Source organism: Pseudomonas bubulae (assembly GCF_900618535.1).
In the GTDB taxonomy this organism is placed as follows: Bacteria; Pseudomonadota; Gammaproteobacteria; order Pseudomonadales; family Pseudomonadaceae; genus Aquipseudomonas; species Aquipseudomonas bubulae.
Window position 1 is genome coordinate 898,337 of sequence record NZ_UYJA01000001.1, and the last position, 19,874, is coordinate 918,210.

Genomic DNA, 19,874 nt, shown 5'->3' on the forward strand with positions numbered 1-19,874 from the left:
ACAAGCGCTTATATAGGGGTAGAGCTGTAGGAAACCAGACAGGTTATCGACAGTCTTTGTAGGATTCAGCCACAGGTTTGCTGTTGGTGATCTGCAGCCCGCCCCGTATGATCGCTTACAAACTCCTGCAGATTAGAAGCCTATGTCCCTGATAGTTCTACTGCTTCTGCCCTTTATCGGCAGCTGTCTGGCGGCTGTTTTGCCGCATAACGCACGTAACAGTGAATCACTGTTGGCCGGTCTGATTGCTTTGATCGGTACTGTACAAGTAGCCCTGCTCTATCCACAGATTGCCCACGGTGGGGTTATCCGTGAAGAGTTCATGTGGCTGCCCAGCCTCGGCCTGAATTTCGTTCTGCGCCTGGACGGGTTCGCCTGGCTGTTCTCGATTCTGGTGCTTGGCATCGGCACGCTGGTGTCGCTGTACGCCCGTTATTACATGTCACCCGAGGACCCGGTCCCGCGCTTTTTTGCGTTTTTCCTGGCGTTTATGGGAGCCATGCTGGGCCTGGTGTTGTCGGGTAACCTGATCCAGATCGTGTTTTTCTGGGAGCTCACCAGCCTCTTTTCATTTTTGCTGATTGGTTATTGGCACCACCGCTCGGATGCCCGCCGCGGCGCCTATATGGCGCTGATGGTCACGGGCGCGGGTGGGTTGTGTCTGCTGGCGGGGGTCATGCTGCTCGGCCATGTCGTCGGCAGCTATGATCTGGATGCCGTGCTGGCTGCGGGCGACAAGATCCGCGCCCACAGCCTGTATCCGATCCTGCTGCCGCTGATCCTGATCGGCGCCCTGAGCAAGAGCGCGCAGTTCCCGTTCCATTTCTGGTTGCCCCACGCCATGGCGGCGCCAACCCCCGTATCGGCCTATCTGCACTCGGCAACCATGGTCAAGGCCGGGGTCTTTCTGCTTGCGCGCCTGTGGCCTTCGCTGTCGGGCAGCGAAGAGTGGTTCTGGATTGTCAGTGGCGCCGGTGCCTGCACCCTGGTGCTGGGCGCCTATTGCGCGATGTTTCAAAATGACCTTAAAGGCCTGCTGGCCTACTCCACCATCAGCCATCTGGGCCTGATTACCCTGCTGTTGGGCCTGAACAGCCCGCTGGCAGCGGTGGCTGCGGTGTTCCATATCCTCAACCACGCCACGTTCAAGGCGTCGCTGTTTATGGCGGCGGGGATTATCGACCATGAGACTGGTACACGGGATATCCGCAAGCTCAGCGGCCTGTTCAAGCTCATGCCTTACACCGCGACCCTGGCCATGGTGGCCAGTGCCTCGATGGCCGGGGTGCCGTTGCTGAACGGGTTCCTGTCCAAAGAGATGTTCTTTGCCGAAACCGTGTTTATCAATTCCACGGCCTGGGTAGAAATCGCCCTGCCGGTCATTGCGACGATCGCCGGTACCTTCAGCGTGGCTTATGCCCTGCGCTTTACGGTGGATGTGTTCTTCGGCCCACCCGCGACCAACTTGCCCCATACACCCCACGAGCCACCGCGCTGGATGCGTGCCCCGGTTGAACTGCTGGTGCTTACCTGTTTGACCGTGGGCATTTTCCCGGCGCAAACCGTCGGCCCGCTGCTTGCTGCAGCGGCTCAACCCGTGGTGGGGGGTGAGTTGCCCGAGTACAGCCTGGCCATCTGGCACGGCCTGAATGCCCCCATGATCATGAGCCTGATCGCCATGTCCGGCGGTATCGTGCTGTATGTGCTGTTGCGCAAGCAGCTCAAGCTCGACCGCTTCCCGCTGCCGCCGCTGATCCAGTATTTCAATGGCAAACGCTTCTTCGAGCGCAGCCTGGTGGTGATCATGCGCGGCGCGCGGCGCCTGGAACGCCGCATCAGCACCCAGCGCCTGCAAACCCAGCTGTTTTTGTTGATTCTGGTCGCCGTGATCGCCGGACTGATCCCGATGTTGTACAGCGGGCTGGGCTGGGGCGACCGCCCGAAAATACCGGGCTCGATCGTGTTTATCACCCTGTGGCTGATTGCGATTGCCTGTGCCCTGGGCGCCGCCTGGCAAGCCAAGTACCACCGTCTCGCAGCCCTGACCATGGTCAGCGTATGCGGCCTGATGACCTGCGTGACGTTCGTATGGTTTTCGGCGCCTGATCTGGCGTTGACCCAACTGGTGGTTGAAGTGGTGACCACGGTGTTGATCCTGCTGGGCCTGCGCTGGCTGCCGCGACGGATCGAAGAGGTTTCACCGCTGCCGGGCACGTTGCGCAAGGCCCAGGTCCGTCGCTTGCGCGACTTGCTCCTGTCCACCGCGGTCGGTGGCGGCATGGCGTTGCTGTCCTACGCGATGCTGACCCGTCAGACACCCAACGATATCTCCTCGTTCTACCTCAGCCGCGCCCTGCCTGAAGGCGGCGGCAGCAATGTGGTGAATGTGATGCTGGTGGACTTCCGCGGCTTCGATACCCTGGGCGAGATCACCGTACTGGCCGCCGTGGCGCTGACCGTGTTTGCCCTGCTGCGCCGCTTCCGCCCTTCGAAAGAGAGCATGCAATTGCCTGCCCAGCAGCGCTTGCTGGCCAAGGACGTGATGACCGACCTGGTCAACCCGCGCAGCGCCAGTGACACCGCCCTGGGCTTTATGATGGTGCCGGCGGTGCTGGTGCGCCTGTTGCTGCCGATCGCCTTTGTGGTGTCGATGTACCTGTTCATGCGCGGTCACAACCAGCCCGGCGGTGGCTTTGTCGCCGGCCTGGTGATGAGTGTGGCGTTTATCCTGCAGTACATGGTTGCCGGCACGCAGTGGGTGGAGGCGCAAATGAGCCTGCGACCGCTGCGCTGGATGGGTACCGGGCTGCTGTGCGCAACCCTGACCGGGCTGGGCTCGATCCCCCTGGGCTATCCGTTCCTGACCACCCACACCGCTCACTTCAGACTGCCGCTGTTGGGCGATATTCATGTGGCCAGCGCCCTGTTCTTCGATATTGGCGTGTATGCGGTGGTGGTCGGTGCAACCCTGCTGATCCTGACGGCACTGGCTCACCAGTCGGTGCGCGCCCATCGCCCGAGCAATCAGCTTGCCCCGCTGCCTGCCCTGCAACCGCCTCTTGCATCCAAAGAAGGAGCCGCCTGATGGAAGAAGTCATCGCCATCGCTATCGGAGTATTGGCCGCATCGGGCACCTGGCTGGTTCTGCGTCCGCGAACCTTTCAGGTGGTCATGGGCCTGTGCCTGCTGTCTTACGGGGTTAACCTGTTTATCTTCAGCATGGGCAGCCTGTTTATCGGCAAGGAGCCGGTGATCAAGGACGGCGTGCCCCAGGACTTGCTCAATTACACCGACCCGCTGCCCCAGGCACTGGTACTCACTGCCATCGTCATCAGTTTTGCCATGACCGCGCTGTTTCTGGTGGTCTTGCTGGCCTCTCGGGGCCTGACCGGTACCGACCACGTTGATGGCCGGGAGCCAAAAGAATGAATGTAATGCCGCACCTGATTGTCGCGCCCATTCTGCTGCCACTGCTGACCGCTGCCTGCATGCTGTTGCTGGGGGAAAAACACCGCCCGCTCAAGGCGCGGATCAACCTGGTCTCGACCCTGCTCGGCCTGGGTATTTCGGTGATGCTGTTGCTGTGGACTCGCGAGCAGGCGATTCCGGCTTCGATTGGCGTGTACCTGCCGAGCAACTGGCAAGTGCCGTTCGGGATTGCCCTGGTGGTCGATCACCTGAGCGCCTTGATGCTGGTGCTGACCGGTATCATCGCCAGTTGCGCCCTGCTGTTCGCCATGGCCCGCTGGGATCGCGCCGGGGCCAGTTTCCACGCGTTGTTCCAGATCCAGCTGATGGGGCTGTACGGCGCCTTCCTGACCGCCGACCTGTTCAACCTGTTCGTGTTTTTCGAAGTGCTGCTGGCCGCTTCCTACGGCCTGATGCTGCACGGTTCGGGCAAGGCGCGTGTCTCTGCCGGGTTGCATTACATCTCGATCAACCTGCTGGCTTCATCGCTGTTCCTGATCGGTGCGGCGTTGATCTACGGGGTGACCGGCACCTTAAACATGGCCGATCTGGCGCTGAAGATCCCTTTGGTGCCCGAGGCCGATCGCGGCTTGCTGCATGCAGGCACGGCCATTCTGGCGGTGGCCTTTCTGGCCAAGGCCGGCATGTGGCCGCTTAACTTCTGGCTGGTACCGGCGTACTCGTCGGCCAGTGCGCCGGTGGCGGCGCTGTTTGCGATCATGACCAAGGTCGGTATCTACACCGTGCTGCGTCTGTGGACCCTGCTGTTTTCCGGGCAAGCCGGGGCTTCGGCGTACTTTGCCGGTGACTGGCTGATCTACGGCGGCATGGCCACCATTGTTTGCGCCGCCATCGCCATCCTCGCCGCCCAGCGCCTGGAGCGCATGGCCAGCCTGAGCATTCTGGTGTCTGCCGGGATCCTGTTGTCAGCCGTGGGTTTCGCCCAGCCCAACCTGACCAGCGCCGCGCTGTTCTATCTGGTCAGTTCCACCCTGGCCCTGAGTGCGCTGTTCCTGCTGGCCGAGCTGATTGAACGCTCGCGTTCTTCTGCCGACCTGGTGCTTGAGGATGATGTCGAGGTCACGCCCAGCCTCAGCGAGCCCACGGCCCCGCCCCGGGGCAGCAACCTGGACGACGAACAGAAAGTGGTGGTCGGGCTGGTCATCCCGTGGACGATGGCCTTTCTGGGCCTGAGCTTTATCGCCTGCGCGCTGTTGATCATCGGCATGCCGCCGCTGTCGGGCTTTATCGGCAAACTTGGCCTGCTCAATGCCCTGCTCAATCCGCTGGGGCTGGGCAATGCCACCGATGCGCCAATCTCAACCGCGGCCTGGAGCCTGCTGGCCTTGTTGATTCTTTCCGGGCTGGCCTCGTTGATCGGCTTTTCACGTATGGGCATCCAGCGTTTCTGGACCCCCCTTGAGCGCCCGTCGCCGATCCTGCGTCGCATTGAATGCCTGCCCATCGTGCTGCTGCTGGGGCTGTGTGTGGTGCTGACGTTCAAGGCTGAGCCGGTCCTGCGTTATACCCAGGCCGCTGCCGACACCCTGAACAACCCCGAGCGTTATGTCATGGCCGTGATCGCCACCCGCCCTGTACCAAGCCCGCAGGCCAAGGCGGCACTACAGGAGGTGCAACCATGAGGCGCCTGTTCCCTGCTCCCTGGCTGTCCCTGGCACTGTGGGCATTGTGGCTGTTGCTCAACCTGTCCCTGAGTGCCGGCAATCTGCTGCTGGGCGCGGCGCTGGCCATTCTGGCGCCGGTAATGTTTGCGCCGCTGCGCCCGCTGCCGGTGCGCATTCGCCGTCCCGGGGTGATTATCAAGCTGTTCTTTTTGGTAGGCCGCGATGTGGTGGCCTCCAATATTGCCGTGGCCTGGGGTGTACTGCGCGCCGGCAAAAATCCGCCCCGTTCGCGGTTTATCAAAATACCTCTGGACCTGCGCGATGCCAACGGTCTTGCCGCCCTGTCGATGATCACCACCGTGGTGCCCGGCACCATCTGGTCGGAACTGGCGCTGGACCGCAGCGTGCTGTTGCTGCACGTGTTCGACCTGGATGACGAGGCGTCGTTTATCGAGCACTTCAAAACCGCCTACGAGCGCCCACTGATGGAGATTTTTGAATGAGTGCCCTGCTCACCAATGCCATCCTGCTCAGCCTGTTTATTTTCAGCCTGGCAATGGTCTTGACCGTGATCCGCCTGTTCAAGGGCCCCTCGGCCCAGGACCGGGTTCTGGCGCTGGACTACCTGTATATCCTGGCCATGTTGATGATGCTGGTGCTGGGTATCAGATACGCCAGTGACACCTACTTTGAAGGCGCACTGCTGATTGCCCTGTTTGGCTTTGTCGGCTCGTTTGCGCTGGCCAAATTCCTGCTGCGTGGCGAGGTGATCGAATGAGTCTCTGGATCGAAATATCGGTGGCTGTGCTGCTGGTGCTCAGCAGCCTGTTTGCCTTGTGCGGCGCTATCGGGTTGTTGCGCCTCAAGGATTTTTTTCAGCGCATGCACCCGCCGGCACTGGCTTCAACCCTTGGCGCTTGGGGCGTGGCCCTGGCCTCGATTCTGTACTTTTCCGCCCTTAAATCGACCCCGGTACTGCATGCCTGGCTGATGCCGATCCTGTTGTCGATTACCGTACCGGTGACCACCTTGCTGCTGGCGCGGACTTCGTTGTTTCGCAAGCGCATGGCAGGCGAGGATGTACCGGCGGAAGTCAGCAGCGGCGGGCGTAGCGAAAACGCTAACTGAACCTGTGGGAGCGGGCTTGCTCGCGATAGGAACGACGCGGTGTGTCTGTCAGACCGCAGTGCGCCCATCGCGGGCAAGCCCGCTCCCACCCACTGGGCTACATCCAGCCCAGCCAGCTCCAGTACGTGGCACCGAACAGCAGCATCAGCAGATAACCCACCGCCGTAACGATCAACCCGACCTTGGCGAACTGTTTCGCGGTAAAGGTCTGGGTGCCCAGGCACACCATATTTTGCGGGGCGTTGATCGGCAGGATAAAACCGTAGCTGACCACAAAGCCCAGCAACATGGTCATGCCCAGGCGGTTGAATTCGCCCGGCAAGGTTTGCAGCACCGCGATCAGAATCGGCAGCAAGGCCGAGGTCAATGCCGTGGCACTGGCAAAGCCCAGGTGAATCAATATCAAAAACGCGCCCAGAATCGCAAAGATCCCCAGCGGCCCTACCTGATCCAGCCCGGTATTGGCCACCACCTGCCCGCCCAACCATTGCCCGGCCTGGGTGGTGAGCAAGGCCGTACCCAAACTGATACCCACCCCGAACACAATCACCGTGCCCCAGGGGATACGCGACTGCACGTCTTTCCAGGTCATCACGCCAAAGCGCGGCAGCAGCAAGAATACAAGGCCGGCATAGGTGGTCGAAGTGGTGTCAAAACTGTGCAGTTTGCCCTCGGTGGCCCAGGCCAGCAGCAAGGCGATCGATACGCCCATCAGGCGCTTCTGCGGGCCGGTCATGGGGCCCAGTTCGGCCAGTGATTTTTCTACGGCCTCCTTGCCGCCGGGGATGCTGTCGCTCTCTGGCGGGAGCATTTTCAGCACCACAAACAGCAGCACCGCCGACATGATAATGGCCCAGGGTGCACCGGCGATCAGCCAGTCGAGCCAGTTCACCCGCGCACCGAGCATCTTGTCCATAAAGCCTACGGTCAGCAGGTTCTGTGCCGCCGCGGTTTGAATGCCGACGTTCCAGATACTGGTGCCCTGGGCCACGACAATCATGATCCCGGCAGCAATGTTGGAGCGTTTGTCCACGCCGAAGGCCAGGATCACCCCCATCATGATCGGTACCACGCAGGCACTGCGCGCCGTGGCACTGGGCACCACCAGGCTGAGCAAAATGGTGACCGCAATAGCCCCCAGCAAAATGCGTCGGGTGCTGGTGCCGATACGCGACAAGGTGACCAGGGCAATGCGCCGGTCAAGGCCGGTGTGGGTCATGGCAGCCGCGATAAACAGGGCACCCGCCACCAGGGCCAGGGCAGCATTGGAAAACCCGGTCAGGGCCATGGTGATGCCAGCAGAGGTGCCGTAGAGCTTGGACGGGTCCGCCAGGGTGGGCGCCATGCCGATTAAAAACGCCATCAGCGAGGTGATCATGATGGCACTGGCTTCGTACGACACCGCTTCAGTGATCCATACCACCACGGCAAATGCCAGGATCGCCAGCATGCGATGACCGGCTACCGGCAAGTCGGCGGGCAGTGGCAGCAGCAGAATGCCGATCATGACCAGGACTGCTATCACCAGACCAATGGGAAGTTTTGCTTTTGCCGTCGCAGGCGTGGGGCTGGTTGCAGGCGCATTCATGGCCATCTCCTTGAGCTTGAAAACCCGTGGAGCATAGGTCAAGAGCGGCGGATGGGTTTTGATATTGATCAGCTCAGAGGCACCCTCACCCCAACCCTCTCCCAGAGGGAGAGGGAGCTGACCGCACGCGGATTCAAACTCAACGCCAATCAGTCCCCTCTCCCTCTGGGAGAGGGTTAGGGTGAGGGGGCTTTGGGCTACTGGATCTTGTAGTGAAAGGTATTACGCACCCCCGGCACCGTCACTGCCTGGCCATCGACCATGCGCGGCTGGTAGCGGAACGTCGCCGCCGCCACCAGTGAAGGACGAATAAACGCCGGGTGACAGTTGCCCACCACTTTGGGGTTGTCGACCTTGCCCTGGAGCGTTACCGAGTACTCCACCGTGCAATCGCCCTGAATGCCCTTGTCCAGTGCTCGTTGCGGGTAGTCCGGGGCTTGTTTGCTGATGGGCAGGTACTGACGCACATCCGCCGCCGCAGCGGCCTGCTTCGCTCGCCGGGCATTATCCGCCGCTGCAACCCGGGCCTGTTCAGCCACGGCCTGCTGACGCTGGGCCTCAACCTGTTCGGCGCGCTGCTGCGCGGTTTTTTGTTGCTCCACTTGCGCCTGTTTCTGCTCCTCGACCCGCTTGCGCGCCAGTGCCGCCTGTTCCAGTTTGCGCGCCTGGATCTGCGGGTCCACTTTAGGCTTGACCACCTCGGGCCTGGCCTCAACCACCGGTGCCGGAGTCACCACCGGCAGCGGCTCCGGCGCAGGAGGCGCCATTACCGGTTCGGCGGGCAGCATCACCAGCCGGGTTTTCAGGGTCGATGGCACAGGCTCCGGCAGCGATTGCTCCATGCTCCAGCCCAGCACCAGGAACGCCACCACAGCGCTGTGCAGAGCCACGCTGACCACCAGCGCCTGGCTGTTATGCCACATCCGCGACCAGGGCAACGGCTGTGCAGGCGCCAGCTCGCCGTGCATCAACGCGGCACTCATTGTGGCGCCTCGGTCACCAGCCCCAGGTTGCTCACGCCACCTTGCTGCAGGGCCGCCATCGCCTTGACCACGCTGCCATAACCCGCCTCGTTGTCGGCGCGGATATACACCTGGGTGTTGCTGTCCTGCGCCACCACCTGGCCGACCTTGGCCTGCAACTCCTCAAGGCTGACGGCGCTGTCGGTCTGGTTCTTGGTGTCCAGTTCACTGCCCAGGTTCCAGTAGTAGCCACCTTCGGCCTTGACTGACAGAGTGAGGATTTTTTGCTGGCTGTCATTGACCAGCGCTTCACTGGCCACTTTCGGCAGCTCGATTTTCACCCCCTGGGTCAACATCGGCGCGGTCACCATAAAGATCACCAGCAGCACCAGCATCACGTCGATGTAAGGCACTACGTTCATTTCGGCTTTGGGCCCGTGTTTGCGCTGTGGTCGAGCAAGCATGATGAAACTCCCTTTCAAGCGACGGCGGACATGTTCCGCGAACCGGCATGCAGGCTGCGGTACAAGCGCATCTGCACTTCATTGCCGAGGCTGTAGTAGCGGGTCAGCAAGGTCTGGCCACGGGCCGAAAAACGGTTGTAGGCGATCACGGCCGGGATCGCCGCAAACAGGCCGATGGCGGTGGCGATCAGGGCTTCGGCGATGCCCGGGGCGACGGTGGACAGGGTCGCCTGTTGCACCTGGGACAGGCCGATAAAGGAGTTCATGATCCCCCACACGGTACCGAAGAGTCCGATATAGGGGCTCACCGAGCCCACGGTCGCGAGAAACTGCAGGCCTTTCTCCAGGCGGATCTCCTGCTCGCTGATGGCCACATACAGCGCCCGCTCCACCCCTTGCATCACGCCTTCGGCATCCACACCCGGCTGCTGCTTGAGTTGGGCGTATTCACTGTAGGCAGCGGCGAATACTTGCTCGGCACCGGCATCTTCATGGCTGGTATCGCGGCTTTCGCGGTACAGGGTGTTGAGCTCGCCCTGGCCACGCAGGCGCCCTGCAAAGTTGTCCATGTCGCGCTCGCTACGGCGCAGGATGGCGCTACGGCGCACAATCAGAAACCAGCTCAACAGCGAGGCCAGCAGCAGGATCAGCATCACCCCCTTGACCAGCAGACTCGCGTCGCTGATCAGGCCCCAGATCGTCATATGTTCCATGGTTGCGTGCATGTTGTTGCTCCAATAAAGGGGTATTTATAAGCGTCTTAAATGACCGGGTTATGGCAAGTGCAGGGCCTTGGCCACTTCAGCCCAGGGGATGTACTTGAAGTTTTGCGCCTGCTCGGGCATGCGTTTGCGACCGTCCTGAACCACCAGCATGCCTTTGTGCCATGGGCCGCCGAGGTTGGCCGAGGTCACTTCCAGGCCATCGGTTTCCGACGCGCCGTCGATGCCCGCCGCCGCATTGACCCCCACCCGGAACGCACCGCGCAGGGCATACGGCGGCTCGGCATCGACCACCACATAGCTGTCGTTGCCCTGGCTGGAGATCACCAGGTAGTTGTCTTTGTCGGTCTGGTACAGGCCCATGCCTTCGATATCGTCATGCACCTGTTCACCCACCCTGATCACGCTGGTGAGCGTGGCCGGTTGGTCAGGCCGGGCATCCACCGCCCACACCGCCACATCCTCCTCACCGAGGAACAGCCGCTGGTTGCGATCGTCCGCTACACAGCCTTCGGGTTGGCTGGCCACCTTGAACTGGCGCACCAGCTCGCCCTGCACCTTGTCGCCCTTGGCGTACAAGCGGTGCTGCACAAAAGTGCCGTCCTTGTCGTTGGTGAAACTGTAGATCTCGCCGGTAGGGGCCTTGAACAGGCACAGGCCGTAAATATCGGTGACCGGCGTGGCAATCTCGCCCGCTTCCTGCAAGGTGCCGGTGGCGCGGTCGATGCTGAACACGCTGAGGCTGTTGTGATCGCGATTGGTTGCCACGGCCAGATCCACAGTGCGTCCGCCCAGCTCGAAACCCGGGCGCACATCGACGTTGTTCAGGCGACCCACAGGCAGATGCTGCACGCGTTTGCCCTGCAGGTCGTACACCTCAAGGCCCTGCTGCTTGTTGGTGCCCAGTACCCGGCTCAGCGCGGGGGTTTTCGGGTGTACCCAGATGGCCGGGTCATCCGCGGCATCACCCTGGCTCATCACCACGTCGGTTTGCACCGCAGGTTTTACGCTGACCAGCACAGGGGGGTGGCTGGCCGGGGTGGCCTTCCAGTCCAATGCGCCTTCGTACATTTTGCTGCTGGCACCGTCCTGCACCAGCAGTTGCAGGCCATGCGGCGTCTGACGCAGGGCCAGATGCTCCGGCTCGCGGACCCCGGCCAGGGGCAAGCTGGCAACGGCTGCCCAGCCCTTGCCCTGCTGCTGATACAGATTCAGTTGTGCCGCCTCGGGATCGAGGCCGAGCATACCGCCCGGCACCAGGGCCATGTCCCCGGTGGATTTTTTTACGTTGCCAAATGGCTCGACCATCGCCACCGGCACACGCTCGACGTCGGCCTCGGCATGGGCCGGGTAGGCCCACCAACCGACATTCTCTTCGTTGACGAACAGGTTCTGCGCGGCGTCATCGACCTTGCAGAACTTGGCCTGCGGCGGCAGGGGCAGGCTGCGCACCAGCAGCGGCGTCGGCAAACGGCGGCTCTCAGCGGCAACCAGCCATTGCTCGCCCCTGCCCTCTTCACCCACGGTAAACAGGTAGATATTGCTCGCATCGTCCTGGTACAGGCACACGCCATTCACCGCGTAGTCGCGGGTGGGCAGATAGGACGGCGCCTGCCATTGATGGCTCTTGGGGTCGAGATTGAACAGCGCAACCTGCTGCTTGTCCTTGTCGTTACTGGCCACCAGCACCTGGTCGCCCAGGGCGCGGCTGTCCAGCCCGGCAAAGGCGCCCTGGACCCGGCTCAGGGTGTTGCCCTGTTTATCAAGCAACAACAGGCCTTCGCGCTTGCTTGCCGCCAGGCGCTCGTCACCTGTGCTACCGGGTAAAAAACTCAGGGCCTGGGCCTTGCTGGTGGACCATTGCTGCAATGTCGGGGCAGCAATTTCGGTAGCTGCCTGGACGCTGCCTGCGGTCAGGCAGGCCAGCAAGGGCAGGATGCGGGGTTTGCGTGTGAACATGAGTGATCAATCCTGAATTCTGTTCAAAAAAACAAAGGCGCTTCAGTGGGAGCGAGCCTGCTCGCGAAGGTCTCAACATCACTTACGGCCTTCGCGAGCAGGCTCGCTCCCACAAGGGGGGACATCGAAGCCTTAAAAATGGGTGTAGGTCAGGCCCAGTGAGTAGGTCGGGCCGTATTCTTCGTACTGGTTGTTGAAGCGGCTGTTGCCGCTGTACGTGAAGTACGGCTGGTCCGTAAGGTTCTGGGCGTCGAACTTGACTTGCAGGTTCTTGGTCAGCGAGTAGCGGGCACTGAAGTCGACAAAGGTCTGGGCATTGACATAGGTGTCATGGGCCTTGTCGTTGACCCCGGCCAGTTCGTAGAGGTAGTCCGACTTGTAGTTGGCCGACAGGCGCAGGCTCAGCTTGTCGTCTTCCCAGCCGAGCATCAGGTTGCCGACGGTCTTGGACTGGTTGGGCAAATCGATATCGCGCTTGAGGCTGGCTCCGGTCGCTGCGTCAACGCCCTTGATACTGGCATTGGAGCGGCTGAACGTGCTGTTGGCGCCCAGGATCAAACCGTTCCAGGGTGACGGCAGCCAGTCGAACTTCTGCGAGTAGGCCAGTTCCAGGCCATAGAGCTTGGCGCTGTCGCCGTTGGCATAGCTGTGGGCTTCGGTGAAGTCGACCCACTCGCCGCTGCCCGCCAGGTCGTTGTTGTAGACGAAGTTTTTAATGTCTTTGTAGAAGAGGAACGCCGACACCGTGCCCGCCTGCCCCATAAAGTGCTCGATGCCAAGGTCGAAGTTGCTCGATTCCAGCGGCTTGAGGTTGGGGTTGCCGAACTCGGCTTTGTCATCTTCGATAACAAAGCCCGGGGCTAGCTGGCCAAAGGTCGGGCGCACGACGGTGTTGGTCCAGGCCGCCCGCACCTGGGTGTTTTTCGCCAACTGATAGCGCGCATGCAGGCCCGGCAGCCAGTGGTGGTAATCGCGCTGGGTGTTTTGGTCTGCAAAGACGCCATCGCGCACGCCCGTACCCTTGGCCTCGAACTCGGTGCCCTCGTAGCGCATGCCGGCGATAAAGCGCCAATCATCGATATCCAGGGTATTCATCAGATACGCAGCATTGATGTCTTCGCGCATCTTGAAGTCATTGGCCCGCGAGTCCTGCTCGTTGTAGAAGTCGTCGCGGTTGAGGCCGCCGATCAGGTCCTTGATCGCCCCGCCGCTGATGCCCGGGCCGTACTGGCCAAGGTTGTAGTGCAGGTTGCCCTTGTTGAACGCATTGAGGCTCAGTTGCTCGTCGCTGAAGCCCAGGTCGGAGAAGTCCTTGTAGGTCCAGGCATTGAGGTCGTTGTCCTTGTTGCGCCGGCTGACCTTGCCGCCGAACTTGACCTGGGAGGCGTAGCCCTGCACGTCGTAATCGCGGGCCAGGTCCAGGCGGATATTTTTCTCGGTGTCCTTGGTGTGCTGTTCTTGCCAGTCCACCTTGTCGAGGCTGAAGTTGGTCGGGTCATAAAAGCCAGCGCCGATGATCGGCCGCGGTTTTTCGGTGTCGTAGAAACCGCCGTTGCCAATGCTCGAGCTGCCCTTGAACGTTGCGCCGGCGATGCCTCCCGGGTTGTCTTCGCTGGACTCGCTGTAACCGGCCTGTCCGCTGAGGGTCCACAGGCCCATGGTGCGTTCGCCGCCGAATACGTAGGACTGGATTTCCTGGGTTTCCTCGCGCTGCTTGAGCTTGCGCTTGGTCTTGGTTTTACCCACCTCGTCTTCGGCCTGGGGGTCGGAGAATTCAAAGGCGGTGGAGTTGCGGGTTTCGTTGTCCTCAAAGCGGCTGTACAGGGTGCGCAGGTACAGACTGGTGTCGTCGTCGGGCTTGTAATCAAAGTTGAGGCCGCCACCGGCACGCTCGCGGCTGATCTCGTAAACACGCTGTTCAAAGCTGTTCAGACGGGCGCCATCGGTGAAATCCCAGTCGCCGCCGGTTTCGACGTTGTCGGAGCGAAAGTCGCGCTTGTTCCAGCTCAGGGCTGCGGCCACACCGAAGTTGTCGACACCGTCACCCAGGCTGAAACGGTCGCTGATGGCGCCCGACACCTTGGGGCTGGTCTTGTGGCTGTTCTTGTTGTATCCGGCCTCGGTGCTGCCGGTGAAAAACAGGCCGTCATGGTCGAAGGCCGAGAGGCTTTGTACGTCTACCGTGCCACCCAGGGAGTTGGCGTCCATGTCCGGGGTCAGGGTCTTGATCACCGACAGCGACTGCACCAGCTCCGAGGGCAAGACGTCCAGGGCCACGGCGCGGCGGGCGCTTTCCGGGGAAGGCACCAGGGTGCCGTTGATGGTCACGCTATTGAGGTCCGGGCCCAGGCCGCGCACGCTGACAAAGCGGCCTTCGCCCTGATCGCGCTCAATGCTGATACCGGGCAGGCGCTGTACCGCCTCGGCCACGTTGGCGTCGGGCAACTGCGCCACGCCATCGGCATGCACCACGCTTTCGATGGTGTCCGAGTTGCGTTGTTGCTTGAGTGCCTTGTCCAGGCTGACGGCCTGACCGACTACTTCGACGTGTTCAGTGGCACCGATGGCCGATGTCTCGGCGGCGCTCAAACGTTCGCTGGCGATTGCCAGGGCCAATGCACTGACCGTAAAGCCGACCCACTGCGCCTTGCTGCGACACTTGTACATGTTGGTGCTCCCCCAAAATCGCACGTCAGGCCGGGCAAATGGCCCGACAACTTGGGAGCGAAAGCTAGGGTCGGCGGATGACAGCGCTGTGACAGTGTTCGGCGAAACGCCCGAAACAAAAGGTTTCAAGCAGTGAGAAAGGGGTAAATGAGCTGATTTGACCTGATTACGAAAGGATCGCCCCCCGTAGCAGCTGCCGAAGGAACGAGGCTGCTGCTACGAAATCGGGGGCAACCACGAGCTTGCGTTTAACTTTTTTTTCACCACACACCTGAGCTGATTCGACCCGCAAGCCCCGTCATACAGTTGTCACACCGCTCTGCTCTGCTGACCGGCAATAGGTTTGGGTAGAACTGTGATGACTTGGTTAAACGTCCTTAAACACCATCGCTACAAGCTTGGTTTACTGCTGCTGGCCGCCAATGCCGCGGTACTGCTCAACCTGGCATTCGGCACGCCCAAGGCCTTCAGCGAATGGCACTGGCTGGATATCTTCGGCGAGGGCGGCACCGCCCTGTTTATGCTGTTCTGGCTGGGGCTGGTGATTAAAAGCCGGCCCACCGGGCGGGTCACCAACTACCTGGCGTACGGCCTGTGCTTTATGTTTTTTTCCTGGTGGGTGGATGTGCTCGACGAGTTTATCCGCCTGCCCAAACATATTGGCTGGGATCACTGGATGGAGTCGGCACCCATGCCCGTCGGCATGATTCTGCTGACCATCGGCCTGTTTCATTGGCACCGCGAGCAGCAGGCTATCAATCAACAGATGGAGAAGCGCGAGCGGGTATTTCGCGAGCACCGGCTGTTCGACAAACTCACCCCCCTGGGCGGCGCCGGTTACCTCAAGCACCAGGTCAGCGACTGCCTGGCGCAAAGCGTCGAGCAGCAACAGCCGCTGTCACTGCTGGCGCTGGATATCGACGATTTCACGTCCATCAACCAGCATTACGGCCACGCCGAAGGTGATGCCGTGTTGCAGGCCCTCAGCCAGTTGCTGCTGCTCAACCTGCGTCGCCACGATCTGCTCTGCAGGCTGGCAGGTGACCGTTTTGTGGTGCTGTTGCCCAATACCGGCGAGAGTCAGGCCCGCCTGCTGGCGCTGGAACTGCAGCAGGCGGTGCAGAGCCTGGCCCACAAAACCCGCCAACAGGGTGAACGGGTGTATCTGTCGGCCACTACCGCGGTGGTGATGGCCGTCAACGAAGCGCCCGATGAGCTGCTCAAGCGCCTGAACCTGACACTGGTGCGGGCCAAGCCGCCACGGAGCAAACGCGCATGACCCTGGACAGCCGCTGGTACGAAGCCGACAGCCGCTTTATTGCCGGGCACTATCAACCTGCGACCCTGATTGATCTGGCGTTGTCGCGGGATATCGACAGCCATCGCCTGCTGCGCGGTACCGGGCTGTTTTACGAAGACATCGTCGCCGGGCACACGCGTCTCAGCCCCCAGCAGTGTTTTACCCTGATCGCCAATGCACAACGCTTACTCGAAGCCGATGACAGCAGTTTTCTGTTTGGCCAGCGCCTGTGGCCGGGACATTACGGCCCGGCTAGCCACGCCTTGCATCAGGCACAGAACCTGCAGCAGGCCCTGGAAACCCTGATCCATCACCGCGCCCTGCTCAGCCCCTTGCTCACCCCGCGGCTGTTGCTGGACGACAAATACGCCTATGTGTACTGGCTCGACAGTTGTGGGGCCCAGGAGCAATTGCGTTTTGTACTGGAGGCCAGTATGACGGCGCTGATGGCCATGAGTCAGTGGCTCAGTGGCGAGCGCCTGCCGTGGGAATGCAGTTTCAGCCATGCCGAGCCGCATTATGTGGAGCAGTACTGGGTACATCTGGGGGAGAACACCCAGTTTGGCTGCCAGCTGGACATGATGCGCCTGCCCCGTGAATACCTGACCCGGCCCTGGCCGAATGCCTCGGCCATTGCCCGCCAAGTGGCCTATCAACAGGCACAGGAGCAGTTGCACAGCCTGGGCTTTCGCGCCAGCCTGCTTGACCGGCTGTATGTGTACTTGCGCAACAATGCCCGGGAGGCTCCGGGCCTTGAGCAGGCCGCGCAGCATTTTTCGGTGAGCCAGGCCACCCTCAAGCGCAAGCTGAACAAGCACGGCACCCACTTTCAGGCCCAGCAGGATCAGGCGCGCAAGCATATGGCGCTGTATCTTTACCAGATCAAGGGGCTGAGCAATGAAGCGGTGGCCGAGTACCTGAACTTCAACGACCCGGCGAACTTTCGCCGCGCCCTGAAACGCTGGACGGGGTGTACGCCCAATCTGATACGGCAGTTTCTGGCGTTGTAAACCACTCCCCAAACCTGATGCGCGCAGGTGGATTGTGGGAGCGGGCTTGCTCGCGATGCAGGCCACGCCGGTTATCTGGCAAACCGCGGTGATGCTATCGCGAGCAAGCCCGCTCCCACAGGTTTAGCGGCGTTTACCAAACGGATCCTTGGCGCAGTTACCCCGCCAATTCACGCAACTTCGCCAGCTCTTCAGCCCCCAGCGGGATGCCTTCGCTCAACGATTTGGCCCGCTCGATAAAGCGCCGGTCACCCGGCATGCGCTCAAGCCCTACTGCATGCATCTGCCGAACCAGTTCTGCGCTGCGCTGGGCAAAGCTGTTGCCGCCAGATTTGCTCGGGTCGATCACGATCAGCAATTGGCCGGTCCACGGGGTTTGTGCACCCGGGTGTTTCGACCAGTCAAACTCAAACGAGAAATTGCCCCCCGTCAGCGCCGCCGCCAGCAACTCGACCATCATCGACAGCGCCGAGCCCTTGTGCCCGCCAAAGGGCAGCAAGGCGCCGCCGTCGAGGATGGCTTTCGGGTCTTCAGTGGGCTCACCCTGCTTGTCTACGCCCATGCCAGCAGGCAACGAGTGGCCTTTACGAGCGGCAATTTGCACGTCGCCGTGGGCAATCGCACTGGTGGCCAGGTCGAATACGATCGGATTGCCATCCGCACAGGGTGCGGCAAAGGCAATCGGGTTGGTGCCAAACAACGGTTTTTGTGCACCGTGAGGCACTACGCAGGTCATGCTGTTGACCACGCTCAAGGCCACCAGGCCTTCTTCGGCAAACGGCTCGACATCCGGCCAAAGTGCGGCGAAGTGATGGGAGTTACGAATCGCCAGCACCGCAATCCCGGCACTGCGGGCTTTTGCCACCAGCAACTCGCGGGCGGCCGCCAATGCAGGCTGGGCAAAGCCCCCCGCCGCATCCACGCGGATAAACCCGCTGGCAACGTCTTCTACAACCGGCACCGCCTGGCCATTGACCCAGTTGCTGGCCAGTGATGACAGATAACCCGGAATGCGGAACACCCCATGGCTATAGGAACCATCGCGCTGCGCCCGGGCGCAGTTGTCCGCCAGTACCCCGGCAACCTCCGGCGAGGTGCCATGACGCTCAAAAATCCGTTGCAGCAAGGCGGTCAATTCGGCGAGGGAAAGCGACTGCGTGGATGACATTCTGGGGCTCCAGTCTGATTATTTTTGTCTGAGGCAAACTATCCTTCTATGACAGTTCTCTGTCAATTGTTGACTTAATGACAGAAAACATTCACTTTCTGCAACGCGCTGAAATAAAAACAGGAAGCAGTCGTGAGCCAGCCGATTAAACAACGCCTTGAAAGCAGTCTGTCAACCGCCGCCCCCTCGGGCCGGGCGATTGCCAGCTACATGCTGGCCAATCTCTACGAGCTGCCCTTTCAGACCGCCGCCGATATCGCCAGCAAATTGGGGGTCAGCGAGTCCAGTGTGGGGCGCTTTTGCCGTGCCCTGGGCTATAGCCATTTCAAGGATTTGAAAAACGATCTCAAGGACGACCTGGGCGATGGCCCGTGGCTGGTCGGTGATCGCTTGCAAGAATTCCGCCAGCAGTCGAGCCAGAGCCCGCAGGCCTTGCCGCGCAGCTTCGAGCTGGAAGTCGGGGCGCTGGTCAAGGTCTACGAATACAGCCTCACCCCGCAGTGGCGTGCCGTCAGCCAGCGCCTGGCCACGCGGCGCAAGGTGTTTGTCGCAGGCTTCCAGACCGAGCGCGGAATCGCCGCCTCGATGGTGCATTTACTGCAATACCTGCGCGATGGCGTGCAGCTGGTCGACGGCGCCGCCGGGCATTACGCCGATGTACTGCTGTGCCCGCCCGCAGACTGCGCCCTGGTGGTGTTTGAAGCCCGTCGCTACTCGCGCCACGCCCAGTTGTTGTGCCGCAAGGCACGCGAGGCCGGCATCGAGGTCACGCTGGTCACCGATACCTTCTGCGACTGGGCCGACCAGAGCGCCAATGAAGTGTTTCGCGTGCCCACCGAGTTCAACCTGTTCTGGGAGTCCACCGCGGCCATGCTGTCGCTGGTGCATTTGCTGATCAATGAAGTGTGCAAACAACTGGGGCCTGACGTTGAAAAGCGTCTTGAGGCAACCGCGGCCTTACACAATGAGTTCGTGGGCTACACATCCTCACCCGGATCAAAACAATAAAACGAGGTGCTAGATGAAATACGTCATTCGCTTTGCAAGTGCATGCGCACTGGTGGCCGCCGTTGCAGCCAACGCTCAGGCCGACACGCTGACTATCGCCACCGAAGGCGCCTACCCTCCCTTCAACACCACCAACTCGGACGGCACGGTGTCCGGCTTTGACGTCGACATCACCAATGCCCTGTGCGAGCGCATGAACGCGCAATGCAAGATCGTTGCCCAGGACTGGGACGGTATTATCCCGGGGCTGATGGCGAAAAAATACGACGCCATCGTCGCGTCGATGATCGTGACCGATGAACGCAAAAAGAAGATCGCGTTTACCAATCACTACTACCGCACCCCTCTGTCGATCGCCGTGCCTAAAGACTCTGATATCACCGATGCCCAGATCGACTTCAAGGGCCGCACCATCGGTGCCCAGGGCGCTGCAACCCAGGGCATCTACGCCGAAGACCACTACGAAAAAGCCGGCGCCAAGCTCAACCTGTACCCGACCCTGGACGAGGCCAACGCCGAGTTGAAAAACGGTCGTGTCGATGCGGTGATTGCCGACAAATTCCCGCTGCTGGAATGGATCAACAAGGCCAGCGACGACTGCTGCAAAATCATCGGTGACGTCAACGGCACCAATGCCGACGCCGCCATTGCCGTACGCCAGAGCGATACCGTGCTGCGCGAGCGTTTCAACAAGGCGCTGGACGAAATCGTGGCTGACGGCACCTATAAAAAGATCAGCAGCAAGTACTTCGACTTCGACATTTACTGAGTCGCCTGCCCTCGCTTGAGGGCCTCCCTGCCAATG

General features: G+C 61.1%; 17 protein-coding genes. 10 read left to right on the top strand and 7 right to left on the bottom strand.

What is annotated here, in order from left to right; translation table 11 throughout:
* The first annotated feature begins 142 nt into the window (after positions 1-142).
* From PPTH39_RS03865 to PPTH39_RS03890, 6 genes are read left to right on the top strand one after another with little or no spacing between them, the layout of a single operon-like run.
* On the top strand, positions 143-3,085 hold the full coding sequence (locus PPTH39_RS03865) for a monovalent cation/H+ antiporter subunit A (RefSeq protein ID WP_130871633.1): 2,943 nt from the start codon (positions 143-145) through the stop codon (positions 3,083-3,085).
* Complete coding sequence (locus tag PPTH39_RS03870; RefSeq protein WP_003446102.1) at positions 3,085-3,429, top strand: Na+/H+ antiporter subunit C; 345 nt, start codon at positions 3,085-3,087, stop codon at positions 3,427-3,429. The genes PPTH39_RS03865 and PPTH39_RS03870 overlap by 1 nt, the downstream gene beginning before the upstream one ends.
* Positions 3,426-5,111: a monovalent cation/H+ antiporter subunit D gene (locus PPTH39_RS03875; protein WP_095000589.1), complete on the top strand. Its 1,686-nt coding sequence runs from the start codon at positions 3,426-3,428 to the stop codon at positions 5,109-5,111. Before PPTH39_RS03870 ends, PPTH39_RS03875 begins: the two co-directional genes overlap by 4 nt.
* Positions 5,108-5,596, top strand: a complete 489-nt coding sequence (locus PPTH39_RS03880; protein ID WP_095000590.1) for a Na+/H+ antiporter subunit E — start codon at positions 5,108-5,110, stop codon at positions 5,594-5,596. The genes PPTH39_RS03875 and PPTH39_RS03880 overlap by 4 nt, the downstream gene beginning before the upstream one ends.
* On the top strand, positions 5,593-5,871 hold the full coding sequence (locus tag PPTH39_RS03885; protein WP_048358261.1) for a K+/H+ antiporter subunit F: 279 nt from the start codon (positions 5,593-5,595) through the stop codon (positions 5,869-5,871). The genes PPTH39_RS03880 and PPTH39_RS03885 overlap by 4 nt, the downstream gene beginning before the upstream one ends.
* Complete coding sequence (locus PPTH39_RS03890; RefSeq protein WP_095000591.1) at positions 5,868-6,221, top strand: Na+/H+ antiporter subunit G; 354 nt, start codon at positions 5,868-5,870, stop codon at positions 6,219-6,221. Before PPTH39_RS03885 ends, PPTH39_RS03890 begins: the two co-directional genes overlap by 4 nt.
* Positions 6,222-6,318: 97 nt before the next feature.
* Here the strand turns inward: PPTH39_RS03890 and PPTH39_RS03895 are convergent, their stop codons facing one another.
* The 6 genes from PPTH39_RS03895 to PPTH39_RS03920 form a co-directional block, all read right to left on the bottom strand.
* Positions 6,319-7,809: a DASS family sodium-coupled anion symporter gene (locus tag PPTH39_RS03895; protein WP_130871634.1), complete on the bottom strand. Its 1,491-nt coding sequence runs from the start codon at positions 7,807-7,809 to the stop codon at positions 6,319-6,321.
* Between the two features lie 197 nt (positions 7,810-8,006).
* The gene (locus tag PPTH39_RS03900) at positions 8,007-8,792 is read right to left on the bottom strand and encodes an energy transducer TonB (RefSeq protein WP_130871635.1); all 786 of its coding nucleotides are present in this window, start codon (positions 8,790-8,792) and stop codon (positions 8,007-8,009) included.
* Positions 8,789-9,235 (bottom strand): protein TolR, encoded by a 447-nt coding sequence (gene tolR / locus PPTH39_RS03905; protein ID WP_016780534.1) that lies wholly within the window; start codon positions 9,233-9,235, stop codon positions 8,789-8,791. The genes PPTH39_RS03900 and tolR overlap by 4 nt, the downstream gene beginning before the upstream one ends.
* 14 nt (positions 9,236-9,249) lie before the next feature.
* On the bottom strand, positions 9,250-9,960 hold the full coding sequence (tolQ, locus tag PPTH39_RS03910) for a protein TolQ (protein ID WP_095039439.1): 711 nt from the start codon (positions 9,958-9,960) through the stop codon (positions 9,250-9,252).
* A gap of 48 nt (positions 9,961-10,008) precedes the next feature.
* Positions 10,009-11,916 (bottom strand): phytase, encoded by a 1,908-nt coding sequence (locus tag PPTH39_RS03915; RefSeq protein ID WP_130871636.1) that lies wholly within the window; start codon positions 11,914-11,916, stop codon positions 10,009-10,011.
* A 132-nt stretch (positions 11,917-12,048) separates the two neighbouring features.
* Positions 12,049-14,583, bottom strand: a complete 2,535-nt coding sequence (locus PPTH39_RS03920) for a TonB-dependent receptor (RefSeq protein ID WP_095021029.1) — start codon at positions 14,581-14,583, stop codon at positions 12,049-12,051.
* A gap of 358 nt (positions 14,584-14,941) precedes the next feature.
* Here PPTH39_RS03920 and PPTH39_RS03925 point away from each other — a divergent pair, with 358 nt between their 5' ends.
* Positions 14,942-15,862, top strand: coding sequence for a GGDEF domain-containing protein (locus PPTH39_RS03925; protein ID WP_130871637.1), 921 nt, complete (start codon positions 14,942-14,944; stop codon positions 15,860-15,862).
* Positions 15,859-16,893, top strand: coding sequence for an AraC family transcriptional regulator (locus tag PPTH39_RS03930; protein ID WP_130871638.1), 1,035 nt, complete (start codon positions 15,859-15,861; stop codon positions 16,891-16,893). The genes PPTH39_RS03925 and PPTH39_RS03930 overlap by 4 nt, the downstream gene beginning before the upstream one ends.
* A 157-nt stretch (positions 16,894-17,050) precedes the next feature.
* Here PPTH39_RS03930 and PPTH39_RS03940 read toward each other — a convergent pair whose 3' ends face one another.
* Complete coding sequence (locus PPTH39_RS03940) at positions 17,051-18,061, bottom strand: Ldh family oxidoreductase (RefSeq protein ID WP_095000599.1); 1,011 nt, start codon at positions 18,059-18,061, stop codon at positions 17,051-17,053.
* A 132-nt stretch (positions 18,062-18,193) separates the two neighbouring features.
* Between PPTH39_RS03940 and PPTH39_RS03945 the strand changes: the two genes are divergently transcribed.
* Positions 18,194-19,069, top strand: a complete 876-nt coding sequence (locus PPTH39_RS03945; protein ID WP_095000600.1) for a MurR/RpiR family transcriptional regulator — start codon at positions 18,194-18,196, stop codon at positions 19,067-19,069.
* Positions 19,070-19,082: 13 nt separating this feature from the next.
* The gene (locus tag PPTH39_RS03950) at positions 19,083-19,838 is read left to right on the top strand and encodes a transporter substrate-binding domain-containing protein (protein WP_095000601.1); all 756 of its coding nucleotides are present in this window, start codon (positions 19,083-19,085) and stop codon (positions 19,836-19,838) included.
* Positions 19,839-19,874 lie beyond the last annotated feature (36 nt).